General features: G+C 73.0%; 10 protein-coding genes. 9 read left to right on the top strand and 1 reads right to left on the bottom strand.

What is annotated here, in order from left to right; genetic code table 11:
• Positions 1-87: 87 nt before the first annotated feature.
• The 8 genes from I6A81_RS30275 (at position 88) to I6A81_RS30240 (ending at position 9039) form a co-directional block, all read left to right on the top strand.
• The gene (locus I6A81_RS30275) at positions 88-975 is read left to right on the top strand and encodes a carbohydrate ABC transporter permease (protein ID WP_203010379.1); all 888 of its coding nucleotides are present in this window, start codon (positions 88-90) and stop codon (positions 973-975) included.
• Positions 976-1096: 121 nt separating this feature from the next.
• On the top strand, positions 1097-2041 hold the full coding sequence (locus I6A81_RS30270) for a carbohydrate ABC transporter permease (protein ID WP_203002783.1): 945 nt from the start codon (positions 1097-1099) through the stop codon (positions 2039-2041).
• A gap of 87 nt (positions 2042-2128) precedes the next feature.
• On the top strand, positions 2129-3037 hold the full coding sequence (locus I6A81_RS30265) for a tyrosine-protein phosphatase (RefSeq protein WP_203002784.1): 909 nt from the start codon (positions 2129-2131) through the stop codon (positions 3035-3037).
• 126 nt (positions 3038-3163) lie between these two features.
• Positions 3164-4036, top strand: a complete 873-nt coding sequence (locus I6A81_RS30260) for a metallophosphoesterase (RefSeq protein WP_203002785.1) — start codon at positions 3164-3166, stop codon at positions 4034-4036.
• A gap of 32 nt (positions 4037-4068) precedes the next feature.
• Entirely contained in the window at positions 4069-4785 is a 717-nt protein-coding gene (locus tag I6A81_RS30255; protein ID WP_238429005.1) for an ABC transporter permease, read from the top strand.
• A 384-nt stretch (positions 4786-5169) separates the two neighbouring features.
• Positions 5170-6519 (top strand): ATP-dependent 6-phosphofructokinase, encoded by a 1350-nt coding sequence (locus I6A81_RS30250; RefSeq protein ID WP_203002806.1) that lies wholly within the window; start codon positions 5170-5172, stop codon positions 6517-6519.
• 83 nt (positions 6520-6602) lie between these two features.
• Positions 6603-7265 carry a DsbA family oxidoreductase gene (locus I6A81_RS30245; protein ID WP_203002786.1) on the top strand — a complete coding sequence of 221 codons (663 nt, stop codon included), beginning with the start codon at positions 6603-6605 and terminating at the stop codon, positions 7263-7265.
• A gap of 514 nt (positions 7266-7779) precedes the next feature.
• Positions 7780-9039: an ABC transporter substrate-binding protein gene (locus I6A81_RS30240; RefSeq protein ID WP_203002787.1), complete on the top strand. Its 1260-nt coding sequence runs from the start codon at positions 7780-7782 to the stop codon at positions 9037-9039.
• A 184-nt stretch (positions 9040-9223) separates the two neighbouring features.
• Here the strand turns inward: I6A81_RS30240 and I6A81_RS30235 are convergent, their stop codons facing one another.
• A complete protein-coding gene (locus I6A81_RS30235; protein ID WP_203002788.1) occupies positions 9224-10315 on the bottom strand; it encodes an Lrp/AsnC family transcriptional regulator in 1092 nt (363 codons plus the stop codon).
• Positions 10316-10458: 143 nt separating this feature from the next.
• Here I6A81_RS30235 and I6A81_RS30230 point away from each other — a divergent pair, with 143 nt between their 5' ends.
• The gene (locus I6A81_RS30230) at positions 10459-12093 is read left to right on the top strand and encodes an MFS transporter (protein ID WP_203002789.1); all 1635 of its coding nucleotides are present in this window, start codon (positions 10459-10461) and stop codon (positions 12091-12093) included.
• Positions 12094-12131: the final 38 nt, after the last annotated feature.

The following is a 12131-nucleotide window of genomic DNA, read 5'->3' as shown; positions in this document are numbered from 1 at the left end:
GGGCCCGGGCGGTCCCGGCGCCCGGCCGGCCCCCCCCCCCCCCGGGGCCCCGCGGGCGGGCCCGCGGCCCGCGGGGCCCGGCCCCCGCTGGCCCGCCGCCTGGTCGCGGCCGCGCCTCCGTACCTCTACCTGCTGCCGGCGCTCGCCTGCCTGGTGCTGTGGACCTACAAGCCGCTCGTCGAGGCGGTGCAGCTGTCGTTCTACGACTGGAACCTGCTGCCGACGTCGCCGATGACCTACGTCGGGTTCGACAAGTACGAGCAGGTGTTCACCCAGCCGGCCCTGCGCACGGCGACCCTGAACACCGTCATCTACATCGTCGGGCTGCTGCCGTTCTCGGTGGTGTTGCCGACCGCCGTCGCGCTGGTCACCCGCCGGCTCGGCGCGCGGTCACGCAACGTGTACCGGGCGCTGATCTTCCTGCCGATGCTCATCGCGCCGATCGCGACCGCGGCGGTGTGGCGCTGGCTGCTTGACCCGACCGGCCTGGCGAACAACGCCCTCGGCTGGTTCGGCCTCGCGCCGCACAACTTCCTGCGCGACTCGTCGACCTCGCTGCCCGCGATCCTCACGATCACCGCCTGGTCGATGCTCGGGTTCGCGGTGCTGGTCGTCTCGGCGGGCCTCACCGGGATCAGCTCCGACTACGAGGAGGCGGCCGCGGTCGACGGCGCCACCAGCTGGCAGATCCTGCGCTGGGTCACGTTGCCGCTGCTGCGCTCGACGCTGCTGTTCCTGGTGCTGATGACCGTGCTGCTGTCGGGGCAGTGGACGTTCCCCCTGCTGGACGCGCTCACCCAGGGCGGTCCGGCGGACAGCTCGACGAACGTCTACTACATCCTCTGGGAGCTCGGCTTCCGCAGCTTCGACTCCGGCCTCGCCTCGGCGGCCGGGATCGTCTTCTTCCTGGCGTTCGGGCTGATCGCGGCCGGGCTCGTCGCGCTCGCGGACCGGTTCAGCTTCCACGACAACTAGCCACCCACCAGCCGCCACCCACCAGCCGGCTGGCAACCACCAGGTAGTCCCGGCCGGCTACCCGACTGCCCCGGCTACCCGACTAGCCCCTAGGAGCGCTGGCAACCATGAGCGGCCCACGATGAGCGGCACCTCGGCACAGACCGCGGGGTCGTCCGCCCCGCGCGCGGCCGCCCCGGCGGCCGGCGGCCCCGTGGCGGGAGACCCGAAGGGCGACGGCGGGTCGACGGCGGCCACGGCACCGAGCCGGGCCCGGGGACGGGCCGCGTTCGGCCATGCCGGCCGGCACGCGGTGATGATCGTGCTCAGCCTGGTCAGCATCGTCCCGATCTACTGGATGTACGCCGGGTCGCTGCGCCGGCCCGGCGACATCCTCAGCTCGAACCCGCTGCCCTGGCCGCTGTCCCTCGAGAGCTACCGGTACGTGCTCGACACCCTCGACGTCCCGGTGCTGCTGTTCAACACGCTGATGATCTCGGTGGGGACGACGGTCGGGCAGCTGCTGGTCTGCCTGCTCGCCGCCTACGCGTTCGCGGCGTGGGACTTCCGGGGCAAGGGCGTGCTGTTCCTGCTGTTCGTCGCGACCTGGCTGGTCCCGTTCCAGATCACGATGATCTCGAACTACCTGGTGCTCAACCAGTTCGGCCTGCTCAACACGCTGGCCGGCGTCGTCGTGCCGAGCCTGTGCTCGGCGCTCGCGGTGCTGCTGCTGCGCCAGCACATGCAGGCGTTCCCGCGCGAGCTGCTCGACGCCGCCCGGATCGACGGGCGGGGCTCGTGGTCGACGCTGTGGACCGTCGTCGTCCCGAACCTGCGCCCGGTGCTGGCCTCGCTCAGCATCCTGCTGTTCATCACCGCCTGGAACGAGTACTTCTGGCCCGCCCTGGTGCTTCAGCGGGCCAACTCGGTGATCCAGCTCGGCATCCGCGGCTACATGGCTCAGGAGGGCAACAACTGGGGCGCCATCATGGCGGCCTCCGGCCTCGCCTGCCTGCCGATCCTCGCCCTCTACGTCGTCCTGCAGCGCCAGGTCATCGACGCCTTCGTGCGTTCCGGCCTGCGCTGAGCGTGGGCCGGCGCTGATCCCGGCCGCCGACCGTCCGTCCCACCGCCGCCCGCGCGCCGGGCCGGCCCAACTGGAAACCTGAGGGCCATGACACTCGATCTGGACACGACCCCCAGCCTCGACAACCCGGCCGACGCCGACCGGGTGCTGAACCTACCGGGAGCACTGAACCTGCGGGACGTGGGTGGCTACCCGGCGGCCGACGGGCGCCGGGTCCGGCGCCGCGCGCTGCTGCGCTCCGCCGCGATGCACGGTCTCGGCGACGAGGCCCGGGCGGCGCTCGCGGCGCTCCCGCTGCGCACGGTCGTCGACCTGCGCGAGGACACCGAGGCCGCGCACGAGCCGAACGCGCTCGACGGGCTCACGGCCGCCACCCGCCGGATCCCGATCTACTCCAGCGGCGCCGTCGTGCCGTCGGCCGAGGACGTGACCGCGGCGGCCGGGACCGGGACGGACGGAGCCGCCGCGGCCGGCAACGCGCCAGGGTCTGGCGCCGCCGCGGCCGACGGGGTGCGCGCCGCCGCGGCGACCGGGGTGCGGATGGACCTCGCCGACATCTACGACTTCATGATCGACAACAAGGGTGACCGGCTCACCGCCGCGGTGCTCGCGCTCGCCGAGCCGGGCGCCCTGCCCGCCGTCGTGCACTGCAGCGCCGGCAAGGACCGCACCGGCCTGACCATCATGCTGGTGCTCGACCTGCTCGGCGTCGACGATGACGTCATCGCCAGCGACTACGCGCTCACCGCCGAGCTGCTGCACGACGAGGCGATCGCGGCGCTGCGCCGCCTCGGCACGGTCACCGCCGCCGACGGGCAGGGCGAGCCGCTGCCGGCGAACCTGATGGCGTGCCCGCCGGAGCTGATCCGGCGTGCCCTGGCGCGGGTGCGGGCGGGCCACGGCGGCGCCCGGGGCTACCTGCTGGCCCACGGCGCCACCCCCGCCCAGCTCGACGCGCTCACCGAGGCTCTGCTGGTCGACGCCGAACCCGCCTGACCAGGCACGCCGGGCATGACCAATGGGCGACTCCAGGCGTACCGTGGCGCCTGGAGTCGGCACGATGGCACGGGCCTCGGCCCAGTCCATCGACCAGTCCCGGGGGTGCATTGTGGGCGGTGCCTTGTGCGTTATCTGATCGACCCGCCGACGCCGACACACACCGTCATCCAGTTGTCGGACCCGCACATCGTCCCGGAGGGCGAGCTCTACCACGGGGTCGTCGACACGCTGGGCAACGTCGCCGCCGCCCTCGACCAGGTCGAGCGGTCCGGGATCGAGGTCGCGGCCCTGCTGCTGACCGGCGACCTGGTCGACGCCGGTGACGAGGTCTCCTACCGCCGGCTGCGGGCCCTGGTGGAGGAGCGCGCCGCCCGGATCGGCGCGCCCGTGCTGTACCTGATGGGCAACCACGACAGCCGCGGCGCGCTGCGCGCGGCCTTGCTGGACGCCGAGCCGACCACGGAGCCCTACGACTACGTCCGCTGGGTGGACGGGCTGCGCATCGTCGCGCTCGACTCGACCGAGCCCGGCCAGGCCGCCGGCCTGCTCACCGACGCCCAGCTCGACTGGCTCGCCGCCGAGCTCGCCACCCCGGCGCCCGCTGGCACCGTGCTCGCGCTGCACCACCCGCCGGTGCCGTCGCCGGTCGGCCTGATGAACGCGCTGGCGCTGGCCGAGCCGCACCGGCTCGCCCGGGTCGTCGCCGGCACCGACGTGAAGATCGTGCTGGCCGGGCACGCGCACCACGGCTGCTGCGGGATGCTCGCCGGCATCCCCGTCTGGGTCGCGGGCGCCACGTCGTACGTGTCCGGCGTGCTCGGCCCGGCCGGCGGTTACACCGGCCTCACCGGCGGCGTCTTCACCCGGGTCGACGTCTACCCGGACCAGGCGACCGCGTCCGTGCTCCCCGTCCGGCCCGGCGAGCTCGTCATCGAGCTGACGCCCCAGATGCTGGCCATGCCCGCCGAGCCGGTCGGCGCGGCGCCGGACCGCTGAGCGCCGACGCCCGGCTGGCCGTCACCCTGGGGTTGCTGGCCGGGCTCGCGATCGCGTGCCAGGTCTGGGCCCGGCTGCGGTTACGGGCGGCCGTCGTCACCGCGGTCGCGCGCGCCGCGGTCCAGCTCGTCCTCGTGGCGCTCGTGGTGCGGGCGGTCTTCACGGTGCCGGTGGCCAGCGCCGCGATGCTGGCCGTGATGGCCGCCGTGGCGATCCACACGGCGGCGGGCCGCCTGGCCGGGTTGCCCGGCGCCCGGCGCGCGGTGGCGCTGGCGACCCTCGGCGGCGCCGGTCTCACCCTGGGGGTCCTGTTCGCGCTGCCGGCGCTGCCGCGCGAGCCCCGCTATCTGATCGCGCTCGGCGGCATCGTGCTCGGCGGCTCGATGACCGCCTGCACGCTGGCCGGCCGCCGGCTGCTCGACGGCCTGCGCCGCCGCCTCGACGAGGTCGAGGCGGCGCTGGCCCTGGGCGCGACGCCGCGCCGGGCAGTCGCCGACATCGCCAGGACCGCCGCCAGCGAGGCGTTGCTGCCGGCCCTGGACCAGACCCGCACCGTCGGCCTGGTGACGCTGCCCGGCGCCTTCGTGGGCGCGCTTCTGGGCGGCGCGAGCCCCGCCGACGCCGCCCGCTTCCAACTGGTCGTGCTCGTCGCGCTGCTCACCGCCGAGACCTACGCGGCCGCGATCCTGGTCTGGCTCCTCGGCGCCCCGCGCACGCTCCCCTACCCCGAGCCCGACCGGGAACGATGACGGGGCCGTGCTCGACGTCGCTTTCCATATCCACTAACCAGGGGCCGTCCTGGGGGACGGCTTTCCCTCTCCGGCGGCGGATCGGCCCGCCGAGCGGTTCCTAACGGGATCGTCCGACGCCGGACGGTGACGCTGGGTGGCCGTTTTGCTCGGGTCACCCGGTGCGCTCCGGCAGGGACCAGTTGACGGCGCGGCGAGGCGGTAGGCTCGGACAAAGTCCTGGAACGGCTGGGGATCTCGGAACGGGCGGGACCACGACAGCCAGGGCCACGATTGGACCGCCAGGATCACGGTTATCGGGATCGCGGTCATCAGATCTGCCAGGAGATTGCCCGGGGTACCGGGCGGAGTGGGCGAGGAGAGGGTCAGGGCACGGTGGCTACGCTGGGCGAACCACTGACCGTCGATCACGAGGCACTGGCGGTCCGGACCCTCGGGCCGTGCCGGGTGACCTCTCCGCTGCTACCACTTCTCAGCGCGAGACCAACCACGCAGCACTACATCGACGAGGGCGACAAGGTCCTGTTCGACGACACATTGGCCATGGTGTCGTCACGAAAAGTGCCGATCGAGGAACTGCCCAGCTTCGAGGCTGCCGGGCCCCGCCGGAAGATCTACTTCGATCCGGCCAAGACACGGGTGGGCATCGTCACCTGCGGCGGCCTGTGCCCGGGCCTCAACAACGTCATCCGAGGCGTGGTGACCGAGCTCACCACGCATTACGGCGTGACTCGCATCTTCGGTTTCCGGAATGGCTACCAGGGATTCATCGCCAGGTATGGCCATGACGTCGTCGACCTCACCCCGCAGACGGTGGCGACGATCGGCGAGGACGGCGGCACGATACTCGGCACCTCCCGCGGGCAGCAGGACCCGGAGGAGATCGTCGACTGCCTGTCCCGCATGAACATCAATATTCTTTTCGTCATCGGCGGGGACGGGACACTGCGCGGCGCGGGCGAGATCGCCCGGGTGGCGAACGAGCGCGGCGAGAAGATCGCCGTCGTCGGCATCCCGAAGACCATCGACAACGACATCCCGTTCATCGACCAGAGCTTCGGCTTCCAGACCGCGTTCGCGAAGGCCTCCGAGTCGATCGTGGCGGCGCACGCGGAGGCGACCAGCGCGCCCGGCGGGCTGGGGCTGGTGCGGCTCATGGGCCGCCATTCCGGCTTCATCGCCTGCTACGCGTCGCTGGCGAAGTCCGACGCCGACGTGGTCCTCATCCCCGAGATTCCCTTCACGCTCGATGGCGAGGGCGGGCTGCTGAACTACCTGCGCCGGCGGATCGAGGAGACCGGCCACGCGCTGGTCGTCGTCGCCGAGGGCGCCGGTCAGGAGCTGTCCGCCGCCGAGAACGGTGGCCAGTCGACCGGCACCGACGCCTCCGGCAACCGCAAGCTGCACGACGTCGGGGTGTTCCTCAGCCGGCGGATCACCGACTACTTCGCGTCCGTCGGCGTCGAGATGAACCTGAAGTACATCGACCCGAGCTACGTGATCCGCAGCGTCCCCGCGAACCCCTACGACAGCGTGTACACCATCCGCCTGGCGCACGCCGCCGTGCACGCCGCGATGGCGGGCCGCACCGAGATGGTCGTCGGCCGCTGGCGCCGCCGGTTCATTCACATCCCGCTCCCACTCGCGATCAGCCACCGCAACCAGGTCGACCCGTCGGGCGACCTGTGGATGTCGGTCCTGGAAGCCACGGGCCAGCCACCCCGGTTCCAGTGAACGACCAGCGTGGCCAGTAGCGTCACCCCGGCGGTAAGCGGGGGCGACGACGGGCCGCGTGGGGCGAGGGGACGGGAGAGGCCATGCTGCTGATCGACATCTGGTCGGACGTCGCGTGTCCGTTCTGCTACATCGGCAAGCGCAGCTTCGAGGGGGCGCTCGCGACGTTCGAGCACGCCGACGAGGTCGAGGTCAGCTGGCACAGCTTCGAGCTCGACCCGGACGCGCCCACGACGCCCGCCGGCGGCATCCACGAGCTGCTCGCGACGAAGTACGGCGTCTCCGTCGAGCAGGCAGTCGCGATGAACGAGCGCGTCTCGGCGATGGCGGCGACCGTCGGCCTGGCCTTCGACTTCGCCGCCCTCAAGCCGACCAGCACGTTCGCCGCGCACCGGGTCCTGAAGTACGCGGCGACCGAGGACCTGGAGGCGGCCGCCGCGGAGGAGCTGTTCGCCAGCTACTTCACCAGGGGCGCGAACCTCGCCGACCCGGACGAGCTCGCCGACGCCATGGCCGTCCTCGGCCTCGACCGGTCCCGGGTCCGGGCCATCGCCGCCGGGACCGAGTTCACCGACCAGGTGCGCGCCGACGAGGCACGTGCCCGGCGCCTCGGCATCTCCGGCGTCCCGTACTTCCTCGTCCAGTCCCGCTACGCCATCAGCGGCGCGCAGTCCCGCGAGACCTTCGAGAAGGCGCTCGGCCGGGCCTGGGAGCTGGCCACGGCCACCGCCGACGCCGCCTCGTAACGGGCCGCGCGCCGCCTCCTGACGGGCGCGCCGGCCAAGGGTGCCCACGCTCCGCATACCCCCGGCGCCACGGCCGGGTTTGACGCGCGCCGTTCGCGGGTCGCGATCGTCGGCGGCCCCGGATCCGGCGAGCACGGATCGCCCTCTTCCACACCGCCACGGCCGCCCGCGCGGCGGGTTCCCCATGAAAATCGTCACCTGCCGTGAAGACGGTCACAGCGGGGGCACTCCGGTCATCCGGGGCCCGCGAGCCGGGCCTCCCGACAGCCTCGCGAATATTACATATATACCACTATGTGACTGCCTATCGTAGCGATCAGAATTGATCCGTCACCCTTGGCAAACCCGGAAACGCCCAGACGAAACCGTTGCAAAGCATAACTCACCTACCGCGATCGCCCCAGGTCGCGCGACCCGGCGGAAAAGGAAAGGCGCGGCACGTTAGCGTGCAGTTGTGGTGATCAGCGCGTTGGTCACCATTCGCGCTGATCTCGCGGGGGAACGAGGAGATGTCATGAATCGTCGGCACAGGCGCGCCAGGACGGTGGCGGCCGCGGCGGCCGCGGCCGTGGTGACGGGGCTGCCGGCCGTGCTCGCCGGCTGCGCCTCGCCGTCGTCGGACCAGGCGCCCGCCGCCGGCGTCTGCCCGTCACCCGGCGTGACGGACGAAACCGTCCGGATCGGGCTCGTCTACCCGGACAGCGGCGGCCCGCTCGCGACGAACTTCAAGGCCGTGCGCAGCGCGGTCGAGGCCCGCATCGCCGCCCAGAACGAGGCCGGCGGGGTCCACAACCGCGAGGTCGAGGTCGTCTGGCGCGACGACCAGGCGGACCCGGACGTCTTCGCCCACGCGGCGCGCGACCTGATCACCAACGAGAACGTGTTCGGCCTGATCGTCCAGACGACCGCCGCCGGCCCGTCCACCAAGTGGCTGGAGGAGACCGGCATCCCGCTGACCGGAAACGCGATCGACGCGAGCTGGAGTCAGCACAAGAACGTGTTCACCTTCGCCAGCCTGTTCAACACCCAGGGCGACCCGGTGGACACGTTCGGCCGATACGTGACGGCGAATGGCGGGACGAAGGCGCTCATCGTCCTCGACCCGGCTGCCCCGGGCGCGAGCGCCCTCGCCGACCGGTTCGAGCCCAGCCTGGCGAGCCAGGGCGTCGCCGTGGAGCGGTTCGACTTCTCCGCCTCCGCGAGCCCGGCCCGGGTCGTCGACGCGCTGCGCCGCGCCGGCGCCGACACCATGATCGGCCTCGTCCAGCCGCAGCGGTTCGCCGACGCCTACGCCGCCGCCAAGGCCGGCGGGGTGACGGTCGACGTCGCGCTGAGCGCCGCCGGCTACGGCGAGGAGCTCCTCGCCAAGGGCAGCGCCGTGGGCGGCATGTCGGTCGTCGTCGGCTACACCTCGTTCGAGGCCAGCACCCCCGCGATGCAGGCCTACCAGACCGCGATGGCCACCTACGCCCCCGAGCTCGCCGACCCGAACGTGGAGACGGCGCTCGCCTCCTACGTGGCCGCCGACGAGATGCTCGCCGGCCTCGAACTCGCCGGGCCATGCCCGACCCGGGACGCGTTCATCACCAACCTGCGCAACGTGAAGGACTTCGACGGCGGCGGCCTCATCGCGCCGACCGACCTGTCCAACCCGACGGCCCCGGCCAGTTGCTTCAACTTCGTCAAGGCCGACCCGGCGGGCTCCACCTTCCAGCCCGTCCCGCCCGCCACCGCCGACTCGAACGGCTTCTGGTGCGGGGAGCCCGTGTCGTAGCCGCCCGGCGGCGCGTTTTCCGGCACTGAAAGGCCGGCAAGTCCGGATCTCCTGGGTGCGGCCGTGGGAATCCACGGCCGCACCTGTTTCTGTTCGCCCTTCGTTTCCACGTTCGCCTTCCGGTCGTCGTCTCCGCCCCGACCGCCTCGCGCGGCGGTCGCCGGTCCGCGGAAGGCTCTGGAAGCTACGGTGCGCCGCCTGGCCCGGCCGGCCGGCGGCGCGGGCGGGCGTCGGGCAGGGGATCGAGGAGACGGCCCTCGTCGGTCCGGGCGCCGGCCTGCTTGACGGCGCGGAAGATGGGCGAGACCTCCATCGTCTGCACGCCCTCGAGCTGGCCGACGCGGCGGGTGGTGAAGGTATAGAGGTCGGCCAGGTCGCGGCAGACGACCGCGGCCACGAGGTTGTGCGGCCCGGACAGGGCCGCGGCGAAGGCGACCTCCGGAAGCTCGGCGAGGGCCTGGCCGGTCTCGTGCAGCCGCGCCGGGCTGACCCGCATGTGCAGGTGGGCCTTCGCGGCGAAGCCGAGGGCGTCCATGGCCAGGTCCATGTCGATGAGCACCGTGCCGCTGGCCAGCAGCGCGGCGAGCCGGCGGGTGACCCGCCCCTCGCTGATCCCCGCCGCGGCGAGCTCGGCGTAGCTGGCCCGGCCGTCGCGGGCCAGCGCCGCGATGATCGCGTGGTCCACCGGTTCGAGGGGTACTGGCTCGGCCGCCTCGGCGGCCGTCGGCAGGGCGTCGGCGCGCAGCCGCGCGGTCTCGTCGGCGGTGAGGTGGTGCGCCAGCCCGCCCCAGTCGTCGGAGCGCTGCCCGACGAAGGAGTGCAGCAGGACGGACGCCTCGACGTCCAGGACGTGGCTCGCGCGCGGCAGCCGGCGGGTCAGCAGCGTGTCGCGCTGCTCGGCCGAAGGCGACCGGATCGAGAAGACCACCTCGGATCCCGCCGCCGCGAGGGCCACCCACACGATGTCGTCGCGCCGCGCCAGCGCGGTGGCCAGCGCCTCGGCGCTGTCCGGCCGGCAGTGCACCCGGACCGTCCACGGGTGCTCGCCGGTCCGAAAGGGGTTCACGGCGCCGAAGATCCGCAGGATCCCGTCGCGGTGCAGCGCCTGGTAGCGCCGGGCGACCGTGCGCTCCGGCAGGCCGAGCACCGCGGCGATCCGGGCGAAGGGCACCCGGGGCGCCAGTTGCAGGGCGCGGATGACCCGTAGGTCGACCGGGTCGGTCACCACGTCTCCAGCCGGCGCGGTGACGGATTTCCGCGGAGCGGTCGCTGTCACGGACAGGAATCTACGTCAGGCCCCGCGCACTCGACCGTTCGTCTCGTGGCTGCCGGCAGAGTGGAGGGCGCGCCGCGGGAGGGTCCCGCCGTCGAGGCCACCCGGGCCGGGGGCCCGTGCCCGCCCAAGGATGTGTGAGGCCGATGGAACGTAAGTGGTGGACGCTGGTCGCGGTCTGCTCGGCGACCTTCATGCTGCTGCTCGACATCACGATCGTCGTCGTGGCGCTCCCGGACATCCAGCGGGTGCTGCACACCAGCTTCGGCGAGGTGCAGTGGGTGGTCGACGCCTACGCCCTCACGCTGGCCGCGCTGCTGCTGACCGCCGGGTCGCTGGCTGACCGGTACGGCCGCCGCCTGCTGTTCCTCATCGGCCTGGGCGTCTTCACCGCCGGGTCGGCGCTGTGCGCCGCGGCGCAGACCCCGACGATGCTGGTGGCCTCCCGCGCGCTGCAGGGCGTCGGCGGGGCGGTCCTGTTCGCCACCTCGCTCGCGCTGCTCGCGATGAACTTCCACGGCCGGGAGCGCGGCGTCGCGTTCGGCGTGTGGGGCGCGGTCACCGGCATCTCGACCGCGCTCGGCCCGATCCTCGGCGGGCTGATCACCAGCGGGGTGAGCTGGCGCGGCATCTTCTGGGTGAACCTGCCGATCGGCGCGGCGGCCATCGCGATCACGCTGTGGAAGGTGACCGAGTCACGCGCCCCGCACGCCCACCGGCCGGACCTGCCCGGGTTCGCGACGCTCACCGCCGGGCTGGTCGCCCTCGTCTACGGCCTGATCCGAGCCAGCGAGCAGGGCTGGGGCGACGGCGGCGTGCTCACCTGCTTCGTGCTGGCCGCGGTGCTGCTCGTCGCGTTCATCGTGGTCGAGACACGGGTGGCCCACCCGATGTTCGACCTGTCGCTGCTGCGGATCCCGACCTTCCTCGGCGGCTCGGTCGCGGCGTTCGCGATGAACGGCTCGCTGTTCGCGATGCTGCTCTACCTGACGGTCTACCTGCAGAACGCCCTGGGTTACTCGGCGTTGCAGGCAGGCCTGCGCGTCCTGATCCTGTCGGCCACGGCGATGGTCGTCTCCACCGTCGCCGGCCGGGCGTCGACGCGCCTGCCGGTGCGGTGGCTCATCGGTCCGGGCCTGGTGCTCGTCGGCGTCGGGCTGTTGCTGATGGCGGGGCTGGACGCCGACTCCGGCTGGACGCACCTGATCCCCGGGTTCATCGTCGCGGGCGCCGGTTCCGGCCTGGTGAACCCGCCGCTGGCCTCCACGGCGGTCGGCGTCGTGCACCCGTTCCGGTCCGGCATGGCGTCCGGGGTGAACACCACCTTCCGCCAGGTCGGCATCGCGGTCGGCACGGCCGCCTACGGCTCGATCTTCGCGGCACAGCTCGCGGACGGCCTGGGCGACCGCCTCGCCGGAGTCCCGGAGCTGGCCGGGCGTGGCGAGCAGATCGCCGACGCCGTGCGCGGCGGCGGGGCCGGCGAGGTGATCGGGGCCGCGCCCGCGGCGGTCCGGGGCACCCTCGCCGAGGCGATCGACGCCGGTTTCGCGGGCGCGCTGAACGACCTGTTCGTCACGAGCGGCATCCTCGCCATCGCCGGCGGCGTGCTCGCGCTCGTCCTCATCCGCGCGAAGGACTTCGCCGCCGTCCCCCAGCAGGCCGACCTCGCCGGCGCCGGCGCGACCGGCGCCAGCCCGGCAGCCGCCAACCTGGCAGTCGCCAGCCCGGCGGCCGCCCGGCCGGCGACGGCGACGCCCGAAGGCGCCAGCCCCACGGCATAGCCCGAGCGCCGTGGCCGGCGTGCCGCCGCTCCAGGGCC

It is taken from the genome of Frankia nepalensis, from assembly GCF_016786325.1.
Taxonomy (GTDB): Bacteria; Actinomycetota; Actinomycetes; order Frankiales; family Frankiaceae; genus Pseudofrankia; species Pseudofrankia nepalensis.
The sequence above is the reverse complement of the archived record's forward strand: the minus strand, read 5'-3'. Positions and strand labels throughout refer to the sequence as shown.

Bases quoted from the DNA above. Each gene is read 5' to 3' on its own strand.
- I6A81_RS30270 (WP_203002783.1), top strand. From the start codon at position 1,097: ATGAGCGGCACCTCGGCACAGACCGCGGGGTCGTCCGCCCCGCGCGCG.
- I6A81_RS30265 (WP_203002784.1), top strand. From the start codon at position 2,129: ATGACACTCGATCTGGACACGACCCCCAGCCTCGACAACCCGGCCGAC.
- I6A81_RS30245 (WP_203002786.1), top strand. From the start codon at position 6,603: ATGCTGCTGATCGACATCTGGTCGGACGTCGCGTGTCCGTTCTGCTAC.
- I6A81_RS30240 (WP_203002787.1), top strand. From the start codon at position 7,780: ATGAATCGTCGGCACAGGCGCGCCAGGACGGTGGCGGCCGCGGCGGCC.
- I6A81_RS30230 (WP_203002789.1), top strand. From the start codon at position 10,459: ATGGAACGTAAGTGGTGGACGCTGGTCGCGGTCTGCTCGGCGACCTTC.